The organism is Pseudonocardia cypriaca, from assembly GCF_006717045.1.
In the GTDB taxonomy this organism is placed as follows: domain Bacteria; phylum Actinomycetota; class Actinomycetes; order Mycobacteriales; family Pseudonocardiaceae; genus Pseudonocardia; species Pseudonocardia cypriaca.
This window is the reverse complement of sequence record NZ_VFPH01000001.1, coordinates 3,134,808-3,154,953: the sequence shown is the minus strand read 5'-3', so window position 1 is coordinate 3,154,953 and position 20,146 is coordinate 3,134,808. Positions and strand designations below refer to the sequence as shown.

General features: G+C 72.8%; 22 protein-coding genes. 13 read left to right on the top strand and 9 right to left on the bottom strand.

Annotation, left to right across the window (positions count from 1 at the left end; all coding sequences use genetic code 11):
- Positions 1 to 9: 9 nt before the first annotated feature.
- Entirely contained in the window at positions 10 to 963 is a 954-nt protein-coding gene (locus tag FB388_RS15020; protein WP_142103150.1) for a zinc-binding dehydrogenase, read from the bottom strand.
- 108 nt (positions 964 to 1,071) lie between these two features.
- Here FB388_RS15020 and FB388_RS15015 point away from each other — a divergent pair, with 108 nt between their 5' ends.
- Complete coding sequence (locus tag FB388_RS15015; RefSeq protein ID WP_142101382.1) at positions 1,072 to 1,692, top strand: TetR/AcrR family transcriptional regulator; 621 nt, start codon at positions 1,072 to 1,074, stop codon at positions 1,690 to 1,692.
- Here the strand turns inward: FB388_RS15015 and FB388_RS15010 are convergent.
- Entirely contained in the window at positions 1,589 to 2,617 is a 1,029-nt protein-coding gene (locus tag FB388_RS15010; RefSeq protein ID WP_142101380.1) for a LysR family transcriptional regulator, read from the bottom strand. The two genes, FB388_RS15015 and FB388_RS15010, sit on opposite strands and share 104 nt — an antisense overlap.
- 79 nt (positions 2,618 to 2,696) lie before the next feature.
- Here FB388_RS15010 and FB388_RS15005 point away from each other — a divergent pair, with 79 nt between their 5' ends.
- The 4 genes from FB388_RS15005 to FB388_RS14990 all read left to right on the top strand — a co-directional run bounded on the left by FB388_RS15005 (position 2,697) and on the right by FB388_RS14990 (position 6,545).
- Positions 2,697 to 3,515, top strand: a complete 819-nt coding sequence (locus FB388_RS15005; RefSeq protein WP_142101378.1) for an SDR family oxidoreductase — start codon at positions 2,697 to 2,699, stop codon at positions 3,513 to 3,515.
- Between the two features lie 30 nt (positions 3,516 to 3,545).
- Positions 3,546 to 4,040: a GyrI-like domain-containing protein gene (locus tag FB388_RS15000; protein ID WP_246121946.1), complete on the top strand. Its 495-nt coding sequence runs from the start codon at positions 3,546 to 3,548 to the stop codon at positions 4,038 to 4,040.
- Positions 4,041 to 4,119: 79 nt separating this feature from the next.
- A complete protein-coding gene (locus FB388_RS14995) occupies positions 4,120 to 5,421 on the top strand; it encodes an MFS transporter (protein WP_246121944.1) in 1,302 nt (433 codons plus the stop codon).
- Complete coding sequence (locus FB388_RS14990; RefSeq protein WP_142101376.1) at positions 5,418 to 6,545, top strand: M20 family metallopeptidase; 1,128 nt, start codon at positions 5,418 to 5,420, stop codon at positions 6,543 to 6,545. The genes FB388_RS14995 and FB388_RS14990 overlap by 4 nt, the downstream gene beginning before the upstream one ends.
- 638 nt (positions 6,546 to 7,183) lie before the next feature.
- Here the strand turns inward: FB388_RS14990 and FB388_RS14985 are convergent.
- Positions 7,184 to 8,005: a hypothetical protein gene (locus FB388_RS14985; protein WP_170225615.1), complete on the bottom strand. Its 822-nt coding sequence runs from the start codon at positions 8,003 to 8,005 to the stop codon at positions 7,184 to 7,186.
- Positions 8,006 to 8,146: 141 nt separating this feature from the next.
- Here FB388_RS14985 and FB388_RS14980 point away from each other — a divergent pair, with 141 nt between their 5' ends.
- From FB388_RS14980 to FB388_RS14970, 3 genes are read left to right on the top strand one after another with little or no spacing between them, the layout of a single operon-like run.
- Positions 8,147 to 8,959, top strand: coding sequence for a DUF3097 domain-containing protein (locus tag FB388_RS14980; RefSeq protein WP_211361925.1), 813 nt, complete (start codon positions 8,147 to 8,149; stop codon positions 8,957 to 8,959).
- A 45-nt stretch (positions 8,960 to 9,004) separates the two neighbouring features.
- The gene (locus tag FB388_RS14975) at positions 9,005 to 9,439 is read left to right on the top strand and encodes an NfeD family protein (protein ID WP_142101374.1); all 435 of its coding nucleotides are present in this window, start codon (positions 9,005 to 9,007) and stop codon (positions 9,437 to 9,439) included.
- A gap of 46 nt (positions 9,440 to 9,485) precedes the next feature.
- Positions 9,486 to 10,829 carry an SPFH domain-containing protein gene (locus tag FB388_RS14970; protein ID WP_211362064.1) on the top strand — a complete coding sequence of 448 codons (1,344 nt, stop codon included), beginning with the start codon at positions 9,486 to 9,488 and terminating at the stop codon, positions 10,827 to 10,829.
- A 1-nt stretch (position 10,830) separates the two neighbouring features.
- Here the strand turns inward: FB388_RS14970 and FB388_RS14965 are convergent, their stop codons facing one another.
- Complete coding sequence (locus FB388_RS14965) at positions 10,831 to 11,802, bottom strand: sigma-70 family RNA polymerase sigma factor (protein WP_342787905.1); 972 nt, start codon at positions 11,800 to 11,802, stop codon at positions 10,831 to 10,833.
- Between the two features lie 126 nt (positions 11,803 to 11,928).
- Here FB388_RS14965 and FB388_RS14960 point away from each other — a divergent pair, with 126 nt between their 5' ends.
- Positions 11,929 to 12,507: a dihydrofolate reductase family protein gene (locus FB388_RS14960; protein ID WP_142101368.1), complete on the top strand. Its 579-nt coding sequence runs from the start codon at positions 11,929 to 11,931 to the stop codon at positions 12,505 to 12,507.
- Positions 12,508 to 12,516: 9 nt separating this feature from the next.
- A complete protein-coding gene (locus tag FB388_RS14955) occupies positions 12,517 to 13,011 on the top strand; it encodes a GNAT family N-acetyltransferase (RefSeq protein WP_142101366.1) in 495 nt (164 codons plus the stop codon).
- On the opposite strand, the gene FB388_RS14950 is transcribed toward FB388_RS14955, so the two are convergent.
- The 5 genes from FB388_RS14950 to FB388_RS14930 form a co-directional block, all read right to left on the bottom strand.
- Complete coding sequence (locus FB388_RS14950; protein ID WP_211361924.1) at positions 13,001 to 13,774, bottom strand: energy-coupling factor ABC transporter ATP-binding protein; 774 nt, start codon at positions 13,772 to 13,774, stop codon at positions 13,001 to 13,003. The genes FB388_RS14955 and FB388_RS14950 overlap by 11 nt on opposite strands.
- Positions 13,771 to 14,535, bottom strand: a complete 765-nt coding sequence (cbiQ, locus tag FB388_RS14945; RefSeq protein ID WP_142101364.1) for a cobalt ECF transporter T component CbiQ — start codon at positions 14,533 to 14,535, stop codon at positions 13,771 to 13,773. The genes FB388_RS14950 and cbiQ overlap by 4 nt, the downstream gene beginning before the upstream one ends.
- On the bottom strand, positions 14,536 to 14,895 hold the full coding sequence (locus tag FB388_RS14940; RefSeq protein WP_142101362.1) for a PDGLE domain-containing protein: 360 nt from the start codon (positions 14,893 to 14,895) through the stop codon (positions 14,536 to 14,538). It abuts the gene before it with no gap.
- Entirely contained in the window at positions 14,892 to 15,602 is a 711-nt protein-coding gene (locus FB388_RS14935; protein WP_211361923.1) for an energy-coupling factor ABC transporter permease, read from the bottom strand. Before FB388_RS14935 ends, FB388_RS14940 begins: the two co-directional genes overlap by 4 nt.
- 129 nt (positions 15,603 to 15,731) lie before the next feature.
- Positions 15,732 to 16,577 carry a glycosyltransferase family 2 protein gene (locus FB388_RS14930; RefSeq protein WP_170225614.1) on the bottom strand — a complete coding sequence of 282 codons (846 nt, stop codon included), beginning with the start codon at positions 16,575 to 16,577 and terminating at the stop codon, positions 15,732 to 15,734.
- A gap of 300 nt (positions 16,578 to 16,877) precedes the next feature.
- Here FB388_RS14930 and FB388_RS14925 point away from each other — a divergent pair, with 300 nt between their 5' ends.
- From FB388_RS14925 to FB388_RS14915, 3 genes are all read left to right on the top strand, one after another.
- Complete coding sequence (locus tag FB388_RS14925) at positions 16,878 to 17,933, top strand: glycosyltransferase family 2 protein (protein ID WP_246121942.1); 1,056 nt, start codon at positions 16,878 to 16,880, stop codon at positions 17,931 to 17,933.
- Positions 17,934 to 18,085: 152 nt separating this feature from the next.
- Positions 18,086 to 18,466 (top strand): hypothetical protein, encoded by a 381-nt coding sequence (locus FB388_RS14920; protein WP_142101358.1) that lies wholly within the window; start codon positions 18,086 to 18,088, stop codon positions 18,464 to 18,466.
- Between the two features lie 49 nt (positions 18,467 to 18,515).
- A complete protein-coding gene (locus FB388_RS14915; protein ID WP_142101356.1) occupies positions 18,516 to 20,054 on the top strand; it encodes a hypothetical protein in 1,539 nt (512 codons plus the stop codon).
- Positions 20,055 to 20,146: the final 92 nt, after the last annotated feature.

Here is a 20,146-nt window from a genome sequence, read left to right as displayed (position 1 = left end):
CGCCTGCGGCTACGGCAGCAGCACGATCCTGCCGAAGACCTCTCCCGCATCCATCTTCTGGTGCGCCAGCACGGCCTCGGCCAGCGGCAGCAGTTCGTGCACCACCGCCTCGATCTCGCCGCGCCCGGCGGCCGTGAACAGCTCGCTGCGCACCGCACGCAGGTCTGCCTCGGGGACGGTGGCAGCGCTGAAGGCCGCGAAGGACATGGACTTCTGGAACGCGTTCATGATCTTCATGCCGAAGTCCGACGGCGGCTGGCCCGCGACAGCGCCCACGGCCACCATGCGGCCGTTCGGGTTGAGCCTGTCGAAGAACGACGGCATGTCCTTGCCGGCCACGACGTCGATGATGACGTCGTAGCCGGCAGGAGCCCCCACTCCTGCATCGCCGGAGCGGTCGAGCACGTGGGTCGCGCCGAGTCGGCGCAGCCGCTCGCCGCGCTCGGATGACGATGTCGTGACCGCCACCGCGGCAGCACCACCGCGGGCCGCCAGCTGAACCGCCATGATCCCGATGCTGCCGGCCGCGCCGCGCACCAGGACCGTCTCCCCGGGGGCGAATCGGGCGTGGCGGAGCCCGAAGTGGGCCACCGCACCGGAGCTGCCGAGCGTCACCGCCGCGGCGGCGGACAGGCCCGTCGGCAGGGGGAGGATCTGCGCAACCGGCGCGAGGGCCTGTTCGACGTAGCCGCCGCCGGTGCCGGTGAAAGCCCACACCCGCCTGCCGATCCACGATGCGTCGACGCCGTCACCTACTGCGGTCACGGTGCCCGCCACCTCGCCCCCCGGGATGTGGCCCTCCTCGAAGCCGTAGGCGGCCAGGGCCCCGCTCCGGATCAAGGTGTCGACACCGCCCACCCCCACCGCTTCGGTGGCGATCAGCACCTGCCCGGCAGCAGGTGCTTGCACCGGCAGGTCGACAACGGCCAGACCCTCGGGACCTCCGTACGCCTGGACCGCGATTGCCTTCAAGGTCGTCTCCACGTTCCCCGTCCTGCACGCCCATGACCTCGGCGAACTTCCGTCTCGACGGTAACGGACGCCCCCGTCCACTTAGCTAAAGTGAGAGCGGTGGCCGATCATTTGCCTCACGCGTTGCGTTCCGACGCGCTGGACAACCGCGAACGCATCCTCGACGCGGCGCGAGCATTGTTCTCCGCCGACGGCCTGGACGTACCGATGCGGGAGGTCGCGCGGCGTGCCGGGGTGGGACCGGCGACCTTGTACCGCCGCTTCCCGACCAAGCAGGTGCTGGTCGCAGAAGCCTTCGCCGACCAACTGCACGCTTGTCGCGCCATCGTCGACGAGGCATGCGCAGATCCCGACCCGTGGCGTGGCCTGTGCCAGGTGATCGAGAGGATCTGCGGGCTGCACGCACGCGACAGAGGCTTCACACAAGCCTTCCTGGCGAGCTTCCCGGGAGTCACGAACATCGCCGCGAGCCGCGAGTACACGGTCAAGGCGGTCGCCGAACTGGCTCGACGGGCCAAGGACGCAGGGCGCCTGCGATCCGACTTCGTCCTGGACGACCTGATCCTCGTCCTCATGGCCAACAAGGGGATCCGCGCCGCATCAACCGCCGCCCAGGTCATGGCCTCCCGACGCTTCGCGGCGTTGGTGATCCAGGCGTTCGAAGCCTCCCCGCAGCACGCGCCGCTCCCGCCGGCGGCTCGGCTGGCGCCGTCGCGATGAAGGCCGGATCGTCCACGGCCGGGCTGGTATCCGCCGAGCCGGTTCCTGCCATCCAGCCGGCGAGGAACGCGCGGCAGGCCTCGGCGGCTGCGCCGAGTGCCACGTCGGTGCGGTGCAGCAGCCCGACCGGTCGCAGCTGCGGTCCCGGGTCGACGCTGTGCACGGCCACCGGCGGTCCGGGTGCCTCGGCCACCGACCGTGCCACGAGGGCGACGCCGAGCCCGTGGGCGGCGAGGTCGCGCAGTCGGTGCAGGTGGGAGCTCTCGAACGGGACGCGCGGGGTGAAGCCCGCCTCGCCCGCCAGCCGGTCGAGGATCGCGCGCAGACCGCTGTCGGCGGGCAGGCACACGAACGGCTCGTCGCGCAGCGCCGCCAGGGGCAGGGGATCGGTGCCGGCGAGGGGGTGGTCCGGGGGCGTGGCGAGCACCAGCTCGTCGGTGAACAGGGGGGTGCGCGCGTAGCGGGCGGGCAGGCCGGGTGGCATGGGGCCGATCGCGAGGTCCAGCTCGCCGTGGTCGAGCCCGTCGAGCAGGCGGCGTAGCGCGCCGGACCCGAGCGCGAGCTCGACGCCCGGGTGCTGCCGGTGGAACGCGGCGAGCGCGGCAGGCAGGTCGAACGGGTCGAGCGCCTGGATCGCACCGATCCGCACGCGGCCCAGCAGTCCTCCGGCGAGGCCGGCGAGCTCGTCGCGGACGGCGTCGAGCTCGGTCATGGCGCGCCGCGCCCGGCGGAGGACGAGCTCGCCGGCCTGGGTCAGCGCGACGGTCCGGGTGGTGCGGTGCAGCAGCCGCGCGCCCAGCTCGGCCTCCAGCCTGCGGATCTGCACCGAGACCGCGGGCTGGGCCACGCGCAGGTGCTCCGCGGCCCGGGTGAACCCGCCGTGCCGGACGACCGCGTCGAGGTAGACGAGCTGGCGCAGTTCCACACATTCATATTGCACTGCAATGAGTGCGAGCAGGAACATGTCTTGGACGTATGACCGGCGCCGGGCTCACGATGGCGGCATGCGCTGGTTCATCACTGGTTCCTCGGCCGGGTTCGGCCGCGTCCTCGCCGAGACGCTGCTCGCCCGCGGCGAGAAGGTCGTCGCCACGGCGCGCGATCCGCTGGCCGTCGCCGATCTCGTCGAGAAGTACCCCAACGCCGTGCTCGCGCTCCCGCTGGACGTCACCGACCCCGGTCAGGTGCGCACGGCGGTCGATGCGGCGGTGGCAGCAGGGCCGGTCGACGTCCTGGTCAACAACGCCGGCCACGGGCTGCTCGGCGCGCTGGAGGAGCTCTCGGACGAGCAGATCCACGACGTGCTCGCCGTCAACCTGCTGGGCGCGTTGGCCGTCACCCGCGCCGTGCTCCCGCACATGCGAGCCCGGCGTCGCGGGCACATCGTGCAGATGTCCTCGGTCGGTGGCGTGGTCGGCAACCCCGGCCACGCGATCTACGCCACCAGCAAGTTCGCCCTCGAAGGGGCGTCGGAGGCCCTCGCCGGCGAGGTGGCGCCGTTCGGGATCCGGGTGACGATCGTCGAGCCGGGCCCGTTCCGCACCGAGTTCCTCGGCCGCTCACTGGGCCACGCCACCCCGATCCCGGACTACGAGGACGGGCCCGCCGGTGCCCTGAGGGCCCGCAATGCCACAGCGCACGGCCGGCAGCCGGGCGATCCCGTCCGCGCGGTCGAGGCGATCATCGACGTCGTCCACGCGCCGTCCGCGCCGCTGCGCCTGCCACTGGGCCGCTCGGCCGTCGAGCGGATCCGCGCGAAGCTGGAGGCGCAGCTCGCCGACCTGGAGGCCTGCGCCGAGGTGGCGATCGCCGCGGACCGATGAGTTCCGGGCGCGCCGCCGGTCTTCCTGGTCATGACGATGAACCTGGCCGTCGAAGAGTGGTCCGCGCAGCCGTACGTCGCGATCCGCCGCACGATCACGATGCAGACCTTCCCCGAGATCGCCGACCGCCTCGCAGAGGTGTTCGGGTGGCTCGCGGCGCGGGGGATCGCGCCGGCCGGCGCGCCGTTCTTCCGCTACCTCGTGATCGACATGGAGCACGAGCTCGACGTCGAGGCGGGGGTACCGGTCGCGGCGCCGGTCGACGGTGAGGGGGACGTGTTCGCCGGTGTGCTGCCGGCCGGCCGCTATGCCGTGACCACGCACGTCGGGCACCCGGACGAGCTGATCGCCGTCACCGGGGCTTTCCAGGACGAAGCCGCGGCGCAGGGCCTGCGCTGGGACGCCACCGAGACCGAGCGCGGCACGCGGTGGGGATGCCGGCTGGAACTGCTGCACACCCACCCGGCCGAGCAGCCGGACATGAACAAGTGGGAGACGAAGCTGGCGTTCCGCCTCGCGGACTGATCAGATCTCTCGGGTGACGACGGCGACCAGGTGGCCTAATGTCGCCTCACCGTCTGTCACGTAGCCCGGGGAGCGACCAGTGTCCGACCGATCGACGCCGTCCATCGGCAAGGAAACGCCGGTACACCGGCTACCCGTCCGGACGCTGGTGGCGGCGTCGGTCGGGAACGCCATCGAGTGGTACGACTGGACGATCTACGCGACGTTCAGCATCTTCTTCGCGACGCAGATCTTCTCGCCGGAGAACCCGACCCTCGCGCTGATCAACACGTTCGCCGCTTACGCGCTGGCGTTCTTCTTCCGCCCGCTGGGCGGCTGGCTGCTCGGCAGGTTCGCCGACCTGCGGGGACGGCGCACGGCCATGCTGCTGACGATCACCCTGATGGCGGGCGGGTCGTTCATCATCGGCATCCTGCCGACGTGGGAGCAAGTGGGCTGGCTCGCGCCGATCCTGCTGCTGCTCGCGCGCATCGGGCAGGGCATGTCGCTCGGCGGGGAGGTCTCCAACGCCTCGGCATACCTCGCCGAGATCGCACCCCCGGAGCGGCGCGGCCGCTACTCGTCGTTCTTCTACATCTCCACGGGTTCGGCGGTGCTGCTCGCGTCGCTGCTCGGCGCGCTGCTCACGCAGGTGCTGTCCCGCGAGGAGCTGGCCGCGTACGGGTGGCGCATCCCGTTCATCATCGGCGGCGTGCTCGGGCTGATCGGGCTGTGGCTGCGGCGGGCCATGCCGGAGACCGAGCAGTTCGAGGAGAACAAGGCCAAGGCCCAGCAGGTGAAGCGCCCACTGTTGCTGACGCTGACCGAGCACCCGAAGGCGGTCGGGCAGCTCATCGCGTTCACCCTGCTCTCGACGCTGTGCTACTACACGTTCTTCTCCGCGCTCACCCCGTTCGCGGTGACGTCGCGGGGCGCCGACGCGCGTGAGGTGTTCTGGGCCCTGTCCATCGCGACCGCCATCTTCGTGGCGCTGCAGTACCCGATGGGCGTGCTGTCGGACCGGTTCGGACGCAAGCCGCAGCTGATGGTGTGGTCGGCCGCCACGGCCGTGCTGATCGTGCCGCTGTCGGCACTGATCGGGCCCGGGTTCTGGAACATGCTCGTCGTCTTCGTCGTGGGGCTCGGGCTCTACACGGCCATGACCTCGATCGCACCCGCGATCATGAGTGAGCTGTTCCCCACCGAACTGCGCGGCCTGGGCATCGGCGCTTGGTACAACCTCACGGTCGCGACGTTCGGCGGGACCGCTCCGCTGGTGATCCAGACGCTGTCCGCCGCCGGCTACGCGCAGGCCTTCTTCTGGTACGTCGCCGCGGGCGCGGTGATCGCCTTCCTCGTGATCCTCACCCTGCCCGAGACGCGGGGCCAGGTGCTGCGGTGACCGACGTCCTCGACCTGCTGGGTGAGCTGATCCGGTTCCGGACGATCGGCGGCGGCGAGGGAACCGCGGCGCGGCACTGCGCGGGCCTGCTCGAGGAGGCCGGGCTCGTGACCCGGCTGCTGGAGTGGGAGCCGGGGCGCGAGCAGCTCGTCGCGCGGACGGCGGGCGGCGACGGGCCGCCGCTCACGTTCACCGGCCACCTCGACACCGTCCCCGTACGGGCCGAGGACTGGTCGGTGGACCCGTGGGCGGCCGAGCGCGACGGGGACAAGGTGGTGGGTCGCGGCGCGAGCGACATGAAGTCCGGCGTGGCCGCCGCGGTGGCTGCCACCGTCGAGCACTCCGCCCGACCGCACACCTGCCGGGGCGTGCAGCTGGTGCTCACCGCTGGCGAGGAGACCGGCTGCACGGGTCTGGTGAACCTCGACGCGGCGGGCCGGGACGCCATCGCAGGCGGCGGCCCGCTCGTCGTCGCGGAGCCGACGGCCAACGCCCTGGTGATCGCGCACAAGGGAGCGCACTGGATGCGGCTGCGCGCCGCGGGCCGCGCCGCCCACGGCTCCGCGCCCGAGCTGGGCGACAACGCGGTGGTCCGGCTCGCGCGCGCTGCGGTGGCGCTGCACGACCACGCGGGCTGGCCGAGGGACGACCGGTTCGGGCCGGTCACCGCGAACGTCGGTGTGCTGCGCGGCGGGGTGGCCCCGAACGTGGTGCCCGACGCCGCGGAGCTGATGCTGGACATCCGCACCGTGCCCGGGGTGGACGCCGGGCAGCTGCGCGCTCAGGTCGGCCTGCTCGCGGGGGAGCGGGTGGAGCTGGACGACCACGTCGTGCTGCCGCCGCTCGACACCGGCGCCGACGAGCCGTTCGTCGGGATGGTTCGTGCCGCGCTGCAGGCCGCCGGCGCGTCCGACGAGGTGGCGCCGCCCGCGCGGTTCTTCACCGACGCGTCCGTCCTGGCCGGCGTGCTCGGGGGTGGCGGGAGCCCGGCACCCACCGTGGTGCTCGGTCCGGGCGAGCCGGCCCAGTGCCACGTCGTCGACGAGTACTGCCACGCCAGCCGGGTGGAGCAGGCCGTGGTGGTGTACCGAGAGCTGCTCGACCGGTGGTGCGTGCCGGGCTGATCCCTGGCTCAAGGTCTTTCTTCTCGGGGCCTCCTGGCGGCGCCGCGCATTGTGCGGGGCCGCCCCTCACGCCTCAAGCGCGCTGCGCGTCGCTTCGCGAGCGCTTCGCGCCCCTTGACCTGTGAGCCTCTGCGACCCCTTGAGGGCAAGCTTTGCGGGCAGGCCCAAGGGCCTGCCCTCTTGGTGCGCGGCGCCGCCAGGAGGCCGGTGTCGGCGATCTCCTTGCCACGGCGCACCCGGTTTTGCTCGCGCACCCCGTGTCGGCCCACGCGACCGGTCGACGGCCAGCGCGGGCCGAGAACGGGTGTGGGCTGTGAAGATCACCAGTTGGGTGCGTTTCCCGACGCAGGGCGTCGGGTTTCGCACCGAAACGCTGATCATGGTGGTGAGACCGGCCTTCGGTGGCGCCGCGCGCCGAAAGGGGCAGGCCCGGGCCTGCCCGCGAAGCGGGCCCTCAGGGGCCGTAGAGGCTCGCGGGTCAAGGGTCGCGAAGCGATCGCGGCAGCGACGCGCAGCGCGCTTGAGGCGTGAGGGGCGGCCCCGCACGATGCGCGGCGCCACCGAAGGCCTGGGTGGAGGTCGACCTGGAGGGGTGTGCCGCATCGGAAGGCCAGGAGCCCAGCCCCCTCGACCGTGCGTCAGACCAGCGGGCTGCTCGCCAGCACGCGGACGGCCTCGGCCACCGCGGCGCGGCGGGCGACCCGTACCGCCGTCTCGATCGGGCGCAGGGCCTCGCGGCGTGCGCCGGCGGCGGATGCGGAGAGGGCGCCGCCCGGGTCGTCGATCTTCGCCGCCGCGAGGATCGCCTCCACCTCGTCGGCGTGCTGCAGGACGCGCAGGGACTGCTGCGGCATGCCGGCGGGCCACAGCGACGCCGGCCGGGCGCGCAGCGCGGCGGCGATCTCCTCCCGGACGCCCGGGCGGTGCCGCGCGACCCCGAGGGAGGTGAGGACGGAGGCGGACTGCCGCACCTGGTCGCGCAGGTCGCGCTCAGCGTGGGTCAGCGCGACGAACTCGGGTGGCGGGCCCGGATCCAGCACGCGGTAGACGGTCCAGCGCAGCACACCGTCGGCGACCGTCGTGGGCACGATGCCCAGCCCGCCTCCGGGGCCCGTCTCCGGGAAGAGCACGCCCTCGCCCGCCATGGTGGCCGCGGTGCTGAACACGCCGGGCCCGGGGAGCCCGCGCGCGTCGCCGGGCGCCGTCAGCACCAGGCGGGCCGGGCCGGCTGCACCGTGCCCGGCCGTGGCCCGTCGCAGCGCCGCGAGCAGGAACGTCACCGAGCTGACCGGCGCTCCCGGCGCAGGCAGGCTGGTGAGCTGTGCAGTGTCCGAATCGGCGGCTTGGACGTCGTGCGCGTCGGCCCATGGGGCGAGCGCGTCGAGGACGTCGTCGGGCGCGGCGGCGCCCACCAGCCAGGCCGAGGCCCACACGGTGAAGGTGGCGGAGGGGCAGGGCACGGCGTCAGGCTATCCACGTCCGAGTGCGAGAGCACTGCCGCCTCGGGGTGAACGTGAGCACGCTCCGTTGCCGCAGCTCACGCGCGGTGACCCGGCGTGTCGCACGCGGAACCGGCGTTCCGGGCCCGGTAGAACGGGTGCGTGACCCGTGCGCACGACTACCGAGGCGCGTTCGCAGCCGACGGCACCCGCATCCGGACGCGCAAGCAGATCCCGGAGGTCCCGGCCGAGCCGGGGCTCGTGGTGGAGGACCCGGCGAGCGGGTTCTGCGGCGCCGTCGTCGGGATCGACGGGCACGGCGTCACCCTGGAGGACCGCCACGGCGGCAAGCGGGTGTTCCCGCTGCGTCCGGCGGCGTTCCTGTACGAGGGCGCGCCGGCCACCCTCGTCATCCCGAAGCGGACTCCGGCGGCGCCCACGCGCTCCGCGTCCGGGTCGGTGCGCGTGCAGGGGCACACCGCCCGCACCGCGCGAGCGGCGCGCATCTGGGTGGAGGGCCTGCACGACGCCGAGCTCGTCGAACGGGTGTGGGGCCACGACCTGCGCGTCGAGGGCATCGTGGTGGAGCCGATGCACGGCATGGACGACCTCGCCGCCGCCGTGGCCGAGTTCGAGCCGGGGCCGCAGCGGCACCTCGGGGTGCTCGTTGACCACCTGGTGGAGGGCTCGAAGGAGACCCGCGCCGCGGCCGCGGTCGCGGGCCCGCACGTGCTCGTCACCGGCCACCCGTACGTCGACGTGTGGCAGGCCGTGAAGCCGTCGGTCGTGGGGATCAGGCAGTGGCCGCAGGTGCCGCGGGGCACCGACTGGAAGACCGGGGTCTGCCGCGCGCTGGGGTGGGGCGAGCCGGCCGACGGTGCCCGCCGCGTGCTCGGTGCCGTCCGCACCTACAAGGACCTGGAGACACCGCTGATCGGGGCGGTCGAGCAGCTCATCGACTTCGTAACCACCTGATCTCAGGCGATCACCGGCCGGAACGGATCTGGCAGGATCTGCGCCATGACGGCCGCCGTGATCTGGCTCATCGTCGGCGGGCTGCTCGTGGTGGCGGAGCTGCTGTCCGGCGAGTTCGTCCTGCTGATGCTCGGCGGCGGCGCGCTGGCGGCGGGTGGGGTGTCGTTGCTGGTCGGCGGCCCGCTCGTCGGCGGCGTCGTGTTCGCGGTCGTGTCGGTGCTGCTGCTGTTCGCGGTGCGCCCGGCGCTGCGCAAGCGGCTCGACCGGGGCCTCGACCCCGCGCTGATGCACCACCACGCGCTGCTGGGGAGCACCGCGATCGTGGTCGCGCGGGTCGACGAGCACGGTGGCCGGGTGAAGATCGGCGGCGACCTGTGGTCGGCGCGGGCGAGCGACGGGCACGCCGCGATCGAGCCCGGTGCCCGCGTGACCGTGCTGAGCATCTCCGGCGCCACCGCCGTCGTCGTCGCACAGGACTGAAATTCCGACGTTGCTCCGAGAGGGGGCTGCCGTGACCGAAGGCACCGTGGTGCTGGTCGTCGTGGTGTTGCTGGTGTTGCTCGTGGTCGTGTCGCTGGTGAAGGCGGTGCAGATCATCCCGCAGGCCACGGCCGCCGTGATCGAGCGGCTCGGGCGGTACAAGGGCACCGCGGAGCCGGGGCTCGCGTTCCTGGTGCCGTTCATCGACAAGGTGCGCGAGCGGATCGACCTGCGCGAGCAGGTGGTCTCGTTCCCGCCGCAGCCGGTGATCACCCAGGACAACCTGACGGTCAACATCGACACCGTCGTCTACTTCCAGGTGACCGACCCGAAGGCCGCCGTCTACGAGATCTCCGACTACATCACCGGCGTCGAGCAGATCACCACCACGACGCTGCGCAACGTCGTCGGCGGGATGACCCTGGAGGGCACGCTCACCTCCCGGGACCAGATCAACACCGTGCTGCGCGGCGAGCTGGACGAGGCCACGGGTCGCTGGGGCATCCGGGTGGGCCGCGTGGAGATCAAGGCCATCGACCCGCCTGCGTCGATCCAGGAGTCGATGGAGCGGCAGATGAAGGCCGACCGCGAGAAGCGGGCGATGATCCTCACGGCCGAGGGGCAGCGGGAGTCCGCGATCCGCAGCGCCGAGGGCAACAAGCAGAGCCAGATCCTCACCGCGGAAGGCGCCAAGCAGGCCGCCATCCTCAACGCGGAGGCCGAGCGGCAGTCCCGCATCCTCCGTGCGGAGGGCGAGCGCGCGGCCCGTGCGCTGCAGGCGCAGGGCCAGGCCAAGGCGATCGAGACCGTGTTCGCCGCGATCAAGTCCGGCAAGCCGACCCCGGAGCTGCTCGCCTACCAGTACCTGCAGACCCTGCCGGAGATGGCGAAGGGCGAGGCCAACAAGGTCTGGATCGTGCCGTCCGACTTCGGCAAGGCCCTCGAGGGGTTCACCCGCATGCTGGGCGCGCCCGGCGAGGACGGCGTCTTCCGGTTCCAGCCCAGCCCCCTCGACGAGGTCTCCAAGCCGGACTACGACGAGGCGGAGATCCGGCACTGGTTCGACACAAAGAGCGACCCGGAGATCGCGAAGGTCGTGGCCGACGCCGAGGCGCAGGCCCGCAAGGAGGTGCCGCCGATCGGCGCGCCCATCCCCGAGACGCCCATGCCCACCTCGGCCCGGCCGGCACCGGCGCCCGGCCTCACCAAGGAGGCTCCCACCCCGGCCCCGGCCCGCGAGGGACGGCCGCAGCAGGCCGCCCCGTCACCTGTGGCGGGCCCCGAGCCCGAGAGCGCCATGCCCACCCCGCCGCGCGGGATGCCGCAGGTCGGCGGTGAGCGCGGTAACGGAGGCCCCCGCCCCGGTTACCCCGCACCGCCGCGGGACTAGGTCACCGGCTCGGGAGTGACCGCGGCAGCCCGAACCTCGGGAGCACGCCGTTCTCGAACCGGGTCATCGCGCAGATCCGGTCGCCGGTGAGCGTGAGGACGTAGAGGCCGGTTCCGTGGCTGACGCCGTTCGGCGCGCGCAGGTAGGCCCCGAACGCCGGCTGGCCGTTGGCGCGCGTCGGGACGAGGTCGAACCGGCGGCCCGCGGTGAAGATGCTCGCGCAGAACCGGGCCGCGACGGCACGGCCCTCGTACTCGAACGGCATCGGTGGCATCGAGAGGAAGACGTCCTCGGTGAGGAGGGAGACCAGGTCGTCCACGTCTGCGGACTCCCAGGCGTGCACGAACCGCGCCACGACCGCGTCCTCGGCGGGTGAGCCGGGGGCGGGAGGTGGCTCCGGGGCCGCGCGGAGCTTGCGCTGCAGGCCGGCGCGGGCCCGTTTGAGGGCACTGGTGACCGACTCGACGGTCGTCTCCAACATGGCCGCCAACTCGTCGGCGTGGAAGCCGAGGACGTCGCGCAGGACGAGCACGGCGACCTGGCGGGGTGGCAGGACCTGCAGGGCGGTCACGAAGGCGAGCGAGATGGACTCGGACCGCTCGTAGCGGGCGTCCGGACCGAGCAGAGCGTCGGGACACGGCTCGAGCCAGACGACCTCGCCGAGCCGGCTCGGCTCCGGGGGTTCGACATCGGGCACGTTCCACTCCACGGCAGGGCGCCGGCTCGCGGACCGACGCGCGTTGAGGCACCGGTTGGTGGCGATCCGGTAGAGCCACGTGCGGAGCGAGGCGCGTTCCTCGAACCCGTCGAGGCCCTGCCAGGCGGCGAGCAGCGTGTCCTGCAGGGCGTCCTCGGCGTCCTGCAACGACCCCAGCATCCGGTAGCAGTGCACCAGCAGCTCCCGCCGGTGCGGTTCGGTCAGCCGTCGGAACGCTTCGCCGTCGCCCCTGCGCGCTCGCGCCACCAGGTCCACGGTCCTCACCTCCTCCCGTACCGACACCGGGGGCCGGACGAACTGGGCGGCGCAGCGGCGCCCAGTTTCCGGATGCCGCGGTTTCTACCTCCTGGCAAGCGACACCGCGATCGAAGGAGAGCCGCCATGGGAAGGATCGTTGTCAGCGAGAACGTCTCGCTCGACGGGGTCAGCGAGGACCCGAGGGGCGAGGAGGGACTCGGCCGCGGCGACTGGTTCGCCCTGGTGGGGGAGAAGGACCTGCACGAGTGGCGCGAGACGCTGGTCGCCGAGATCCGGGGCGCCGACGCCGTCCTGCTGGGCAGGCGCAGCTACGAGTACTTCCTCGCCCGGTACCCGTCCCGCAGCGATGCGGTGGCGGACCGGTTGAACAGCATGCCCAAGTACGTCGTGTCCTCGACCCTCGACGAGGCCGGCTGGACGAACTCGACGGTCCTCTCCGGCGACGTGGTCGACGAGGTGGCACGGCTCAAGCGGGAGGTGGCCGGAGAGATCGTCGTCTACGCCAGCAGCCGGCTCGTCCACGCGCTGATCGAGCACGACCTGGTCGACGAGCTGCGGCTGATGACCTACCCGTTCGTGGTCGGGGCCGGCGAGCGCGTCTTCGGCGGGACCAGCGGTGTTAAGCCCATGCGGCTCTTCGGCACCCGCGTCGTCGGTGAGAACCTCGTACTGCTGACGTACCGGGTTGCAGCGCAACCATAGGCTCTGCCGGTGGACATCGAGATCACCTCCGGCAGCCTCACCGACGTCGACGCACTGGCCCCGCTCTGGATGGCGATGGTCGAGCACCACCGGACGGTCGTCGCGGGGCGGGTGCCGGTGCGGTCCGCCGGCGAGGCGTGGGAACGGCGTCGCCTCGAGTACGTGTCCTGGCTCCAGGACGGCGCCGGCCTGCTGTTCCTCGCCCGGAGGGAGGGTGCCGACCAGGTGATCGGCTATGCGATGTGCCGGCTAGTGCCGTCGGGTCCGACGTTCGACCTCGGGCCGATCCGGGGCGACGTCGAGTCGCTCTCCGTCTCGCCGCAGGCGCGGGGCGCGGGTGCCGGGACGGCACTGCTGTCGGCGGTGCGTGCGGAGCTGGAGAGGCGCGGCTGCCGCCACTGGTCGATCAGCGTGGCCGCCGACAACGCCGCCGCCGTCCGGCTCTACGAGCGCCTCGGGTTCCGTCCGCTGGTCCAGATGATGCACGCGCCGCTCACGGGCTGAACCCGTACGGGAGCTCGAGGCGGTGGCGGCGCAGCAGCTCGGTGTCGGCGAGCAGCTCGCGCGTGGGGCCGTCGGCCACCACGACGCCGTCGTCGAGCACCACGCTGCGCGGGCACAGCTGCAGCGCGTACGGCAGGTCGTGGGTGACCATGAGCATGGTCCGGTCCAGCCCGAGCAGCACCTCGGCGAGCTCGCGGCGGGCCACCGGGTCCAGGTTGGTGGACGGCTCGTCCAGCACGAGGATCTCCGGCTCGCACGCCAGCACGGTGGCCAGCGCGACGCGCCTGCGTTGCCCGCCGGACAGGTGCAGCGGCGAGCGGTCGCGGTGCTCGCGCATCCCGACGGCGTCGAGCGCCGCGTCCACCCGTGCGGCCAGTGCGGCGCCGGTGACGCCGAAGTTCGCCGGGCCGAACGCCACGTCCTCGCCGACGGTCGGCAGGAACAGCTGGTCGTCGGGGTCCTGGAAGACGATGCCGACCCGCCTGCGGATCTCCCGCAGGTGTTCCTTCCGCACCTGGAGCCCGCCGACGGCCACCGATCCGCGCCCGGGGGTGAGGATGCCGTTGAGGTGCAGCACCAGCGTGGTCTTGCCGGCGCCGTTCGGGCCGAGCAGCGCAACGCGCTCGCCACGGCGGACGGTCAGGTCGATGCCGTAGAGGGCCTGGTGCCCGTCCGGGTAGGCGAAGGCGAGCCCGTGCACCTCGAGCGAGGGCGGGGGAGTGGGCGCCACGGCGGTGGGGGCCGGGTCGGGTGCGCCGGTCACGACAGCACCCAGCTCGCGGTGGCCAGCACGAGCGCAATGGCGGCCGGGGCGAGCCCGGCGAGCCACTCCCGTCCGCTGGTGCGGCGCTCCGAGAGCGGCGGCATCCGGCCGGTCCAGCCGCGCGACAGCATCGCGAGGTGCACCCGCTCGCCGCGCTCGTACGAGCGGACGAACAGCGAGCCGACGCCCTGGGCCGTGGCGCCCGCCTGCCAGAGGAAGCGCGGGTCGTGCCCGCGGGAGATGCGGGCCAGCCGCATCCGGCGGGCCTCGCCGACGATCACGTCCACGTAGCGCAGCATGAGCGTGGCGATCGTGACGACGAGCGCGGGCGCGTGCAGCCGCTGCAGCCCGAGCAGGAGGTCACGCAGCGGGGTGGTGGCGGCCAGCGTGAGCGAGGTGAGCACGCCCAGCGTGCCCTTCACGAGGATGTTCCACGCCCCCAGCAGCCCCGGCTCGGACAGCGTGAGGCCGAACCACTCGACGTGCGGGGCGCCACCGGTGATCGGCAGCAGCACCGCGAGCACGACGAACGGCGCCTCGATCAGCGCGCGCCGCGCGATCCAGCCGGCCGGGATCCGCGCCACCCCCCATACGGCCGCGAGGAGCAGCAGGTAGCCGCCGAACACCGCGAACGCCTCGCGCGGGGTGGCCACCACGCACAGCACCACCAGGAACGCCCCGACGATCTTCACCTCGGCCGGCAGCCGGTGGACCGGAGAGCTCCCGGGCAGGTACAGCGGGTGGGCGTGCCCCGCGCCCACCTACTCCCTCCCGGGGGAGCGACGGCGTAGCAGCCAGAACAGCCCGGCTGCGAGGACGAGGGTGACGAGCACGCCGATCACCCCGGCCACCCCGACCGTGCCCTCGCCACCGCCGACGGTGTAATCGGCCAACGGGCCGCCCGACAGCGCGTGGTCGCCGGCGTGCTGCGCGATGCAGGTGCCCTCCAGCTGCTCACCCGCGTCGGTCTCGACGACGTCGCAGCCGTTCAGCGTGACGGTGTCGAGACCGTCGGGATCGGGGCTCGCGAAGTACGACAGACCGCCCGCGACGAGCAGGGCGACGGCGAGGAAGCCGAGGAAGAAGCGCACGGCCGTGCGCCGGCCCGTCGGGGCGCTCACGACGCGCTCCTGCGCACCTCGAGCGGCACCGCGGTGCCGCGCAGCAGGTACACGAGGTCGGGTCGCACCGTCGCCACGGCACCGACCGTGGCCGCCGTGATGACCCCTTCCCCGATGCCGATCAGCACGTGCAGGCCGAGCATAAGCGCCGCCACAGTGCCCAGCGACGCCCCGCCCGCTCCGCCGATCGCGTACTCGAGCACGAACGCCAGCGCGGCGACGACCGTGTTGACCAGCGCGGCGACGAACGCGGTTGTGAGCAGCCCGCTGCGGCCACGGCGGGCGAGTGGGCGCAGTGCGGTGGCCACCAGGTGGCCGACGAGCACGCCGACCAGCGCCATGTTGACGATGTTGGTGCCGAGCGCTGTGAGCCCGCCGTCGGCGAAGAGGAAGGCCTGCACGACGAGCACGATCGCGATGCAGAGCGACCCGACCCACGGGCCGACGAGGATCGCGACCAGCGCCCCGCCCAGCAGGTGACCGCTCGCGCCGGGCAGGATCGGGAAGTTGATCATTTGGACGGCGAAGACGAACGCGGTGACGAGGCCGGCCATCGGCGCCGTCCGGTCATCGAGGTCGGCACGGGCGCGCCGCACCGCGATCGCCAGTCCCACGAGCGCGACCAGGCCGAAGCCCACCGCGGTGGGCGCGTTCACGAGCCCGTCGCTCATGTGCATGGCCAGTGGCACCGGAGTGGTGGGCGCCATGCGACCTCCCTCGCAGGTGCTGGTCACCCCGGGGCGGGTGACCGGCCCAGGGTAGACGTAGGCGCCCGGAAGCGGCAGTCGCAAGTGATGTGCGACAGCCGAGCTCGATGCCGCGGACTCGACTTCCGGTCAGGCCCCGCCGCCGCGGGAGGCCACCTTCGAGAGCGTGTAGAGCGCACGCCTGCGGGCGCGTCCCGCAGGCGCGAGCATTCGACCGACCTTGAGATCGATGCTCCGCACCTGGAAGTACTCGGACTCACCGATCTCCTCGATCAGCTTCCGCTGCTGCTCGTAGAGCTTGTCGTCGTTGTGGGAGGAGATGCTGTCGTTCGCGATCCGGAACGCCGCGAGCGTCTCGGGCAGGCCGAGGAAGTCGCCGAGCTGCAGCAACCGCAGCCACAGGTCGATGTCCATGACGTTGGGGCGGTCGGTCTTCCAGCCCCCGACGGTGAAGAAGTCGTCGCGGCGGAACAGCACGTTGTTGGACTCGCCGATCGGGTTGGAGCCGCTGCGCACCACGCGGCGGGCCACCTCGACGCCGGTGTGGACCCCGACGAGCCCCTTCAGCCCGCGCCGGGGCACGATGATCCGGCTCTGCTCGTCGATCATGTGGCGGCGCGAGGCGACCACGGCGAGGCCCGGGTCGGAGTCCATCGGGCCGACCTGCAGCTCCAGGCAGCGGGGATGCAGCAGGTCGTCGGCGCAGACGACCTTCACCAGCGGCCCGCGGGCCAGCTCCACGATCCGGTTCCAGTTGTCGGCCTGCGGCAACGTCTCGCGGTTGCGCTCGATGCGGATGCGCGGGTCGGCGAAGGAACGGGCGATGCTGCCGCTCTCGTCGGTGCTGCCGTTGTCGAGCACGACGAGCTCGAAGTCGCGGTAGGTCTGGTCGAGGACGCTGCGCATGGTCTCGGCGAGGAACCGCTCGCCGTTGTAGACCGGCAGGCAGACGGACACGCTGGGAATCGGCAGCACGGCGGCGACCGTACCGCCCGACGCCGCAACCACGTCCTCGCACCACCGACACGCGGGGCACCCGAGGAGACGGAGATCGGCACCTTCCGTAGAGTGCCCCCCACTAACCAGAACCGCCCCGGCCGAATGCAGTAGCTGAGAGTCGCCAAGGAGGGCTCCGCGTCGCAGGAGCGTGACGTAACGCGACGGGGAGCCGGTCAGATAAGCGAAGTGATGACGAACGTCTCCGGCGGTGGCTACGGGCTGCAACGATCCGAACGGCGCGACCATGCCGCTGACGCGGTGGGGGGGAGAAAGCCCATGCAGCGGAACGGCAACCCGCGGGTCTCCGTGGTGGTGCCGACGCGGAACGAGGCTCGGAACCTGGAGGTCGTGCTGCCGGCGATCGCGGCGGTCCGTCCCGCGGTGCACGAGATCATCGTCGTCGACGGCAACTCGGTCGACGGCACGATCGAGACCGCCCGCCGGGTCCTGCCCTGGGTCAGGGTCATCACGCAGACGCGCAAGGGCAAGGGCAACGCGATGGCGTGCGGCTTCGCGGCCGCCACAGGGGACATCATGGTGATGTTCGACGCCGACGGGTCCGCCGATCCCGCTGAGATCCCCGCGTTCGTCAGGGCCTTGATCAACGGTGCCGACTTCGCGAAGGGCAGCCGGTTCGTCCGCGGCGGGGGCAGTGACGACATCACCCTGCTGCGCAAGTCGGGCAACGCCGGGCTCAACGGCGTGGCCAACGCGCTGTTCGGCACCTCTTACACCGACCTCTGCTACGGCTACAACGCCTTCTGGGCCGACATCCTCCCGGTGCTCGACCTGCCGCCGATCGACGCGCCCGCACCTGCGGACGGCAGCATGCTGTGGGGCGACGGGTTCGAGATCGAGACCGTGCTCAACTGCCGCGTCGCCGCCGCCGGCCTCAAGATCACCGAAGTGCCGTCGATGGAACGCGAGCGGATCTTCGGGCAGACCAACCTCCGCACGTTCGCCGACGGCACGCGGGTGCTGCGCACCCTCGCGGCCGAGCGGCGCCGCGCGTCGCGCCGCCAGGTCGAACGCGCGCAGGTCGAGGAGCAGTCCCGAGCACTCACGCCGGTCGGTGGCATCCCGGTGGTGCCGCCCGCGCCGCAGTCGCTGCTCACCCCGCCGCCCAGCCCCGGCACCCCGGTCAACGGTGCACGCGGCAGCAGCCAGGCCAACGGCCAGGCCCCCACGGAGGCGCACGCGCCGGCCGAGCCCGCCGACCGCCCCGCGCTGCCGCAGCCACGCGTCGACAGCCAGCCCCGGATCGAGGGCCCGGTACGCGACTCCCGCGACGCTGTGAGCCTGCGCCTGGCCTTCGACGAGGAGGCCTCCTGACCTCCGGTCGCCCGCCGGAGGCGCCGGGCACTCTCTCAGGGTCACCCGACTAGACTCGCCGGTCGGTCGGGTGCACCCGCGCCTTCCGTGGGACACGTGCGGTCGGGCCGCGCCGGGAGCGTGCGTGGCGAGGTGACGAACGGAGCAAGACGGTGACCATGCCGCCCTCGAACGCGGTGCTGACACGCGCACGTGTCGCGCGGCGCTACGTGGCGCTCGTCCTCGTCATCTCGGGCATCGCGGCGTGCGTCTTCAACGCGATGGGCACCACCGGCGGCGTTCTGGGCGATCTCCGGTTCATCGTCACCATCGTTTTCCTCGTGCTGGGACCCGGCTGGGCCGCAGCGGGCTTCCTGCGGCGGGCCCCCGCCGCGCACGTGTGGCTGCTCACCGCAGGCGTCGGCGTCGCCGTCACCCTGCTGATCGGCCAGATCATGGTCAGCGCCGCCTTCTGGCGGCCCGACCTCGCGCTCTACGCGGTCACGGTCGTCAGCGTCCCGTTCCTCCTCCGCCACGCGGTGGTGGCCCAGTGACGGACCCGGAGACAGTGGGCACAGAGACAGCGGGCACGGGGAGCGGGCCGTGGCGGGCCGCGGTGTCGTGAGCCGCAGGCAGTCCACATCGACCGCGCCGACTGCACCGGGCAACGTGGTCATGCAGCAGGCGATCGTCCGTCCCGACCACTTCGGGCGCACCCACCCCGACCCCCGCGACGACCCGCCGACGGTGGTGCTCGACCCTTCCCGTGCGCCTACCGAGGAACTCCAGCAGGTCGGCCCGGATACCCACCGCATCCCGACGGTGGGAGTACAGCCCGCACCCCGACTCGGCAGCGCAGATCCCGACCGCGCGGACCCGGACAGCGACGCCGACACCGACGGCATCCCGCTCGTCGGGCCTCCGGACGGGGGCGCGGACCCGGACGGTCGGTTCCTGGCCCTGAGCACCCTGGTCGGTGCGGTGGCGGCGCTGGCCGGCTGGTTGGCGGCGGCGCACCTCGTGCCGTCGGCCGGCATCGGCGACGCGCAGCTCGTGGTGTCGCTGTTCCTGCTCGTCGGCGGGCTGGCTCCGATGACGATGCGGCTCGTGCGCAGTCGACCGCCCGGGCACCTCGCGTGGCTGGCGCTGCCGCTGGTCGTGCCGCTGTCCGCCGTCGTGGGGCTGGGTTGCGTCGTGCTCGTGCCACGGTTCGGGGCCGCCGCGGGTGGTCCAGGAGTCGCGCCGATCGTCGGGCTGCTGCTCGTGGCGCTCGGGTGCGCGGGCTGGGCCGTCCTGTCCGCGCACGACATCGTGCTGGCCGCGGCCCGAAAGCCGCGGTGGGCGGTCTGGCGCACAGCCCTTCTCGCGCCGGTGCAGGTCGGCACGCTCGTCGTGCTCTGCGGGACGGCCGCGCTCGGCGCGCACGGGGTGGTGCTCTCCTGGCTCGCCGCGATCGGCGTCGGGGTGGTCCTCGGCGTCGCCGCCGTCCCCGTGTTGGCCCGCCGTGCTCCCGCGCCGGCCGGTGACGGGCCGTCGCCAATACCTGCGGCGATCTCGCTGGTCGGCACCGCGCTGCTCTACCACCTGGTCCCGATCGTGGTCACCGTGCGGTTCGGGGCCGAGACCGGTGCGGCGTTCTTCGTCGCGTGGCAGGTCTTCGTGGTCGTCGATCTCGCCGCCGGGTACCCGCTGCACGCGCTGTCGGATGCCGTGGCCCGCGAGCCCGGGAGGACCGCTGAGCTCGTCACGCGGGCCCGCAGGCGGCTGCTCATCGTGTTCCTCCCGGTGATCGCGCTCGGCGCGGCGCTCGCGGGCCCCCTCCTGACCGCCGTCGGGCCGGCCTACGCCGAGGCGGGCGACCTGCTGAGGCTCCTGCTGCTCGGGCTGGCGTTCCGGCTCGTCGTCACCCACGAGCTCGGCGTGCGGCAGGCACTCGTCGGAGGGGTCGGGTTCGACCGGCTCCAGCTGTTCAGTGCTGTGCTCGTGCTGGTCGTCGCGATCGCCCTGCCGGTCACCGCCGCGGGCGTCAGCGAGCTGCGGCTCGCCGCGATCGGCTACATCATCGTCCAGGTGGCCTGCGCGGCTGCCGTGCTCGTCATCCCGGCGGCGCGCCGGACCGACGTGGAGGTGCGTGCACCGTGACACCGACCGAGCGCGGCGGCGCGGATCCGGGCCGCGGCCGCACGCCTCCGGCCCCGCCGGGTCGTCGCCCCTCAGCGCCCACGCCCGACATC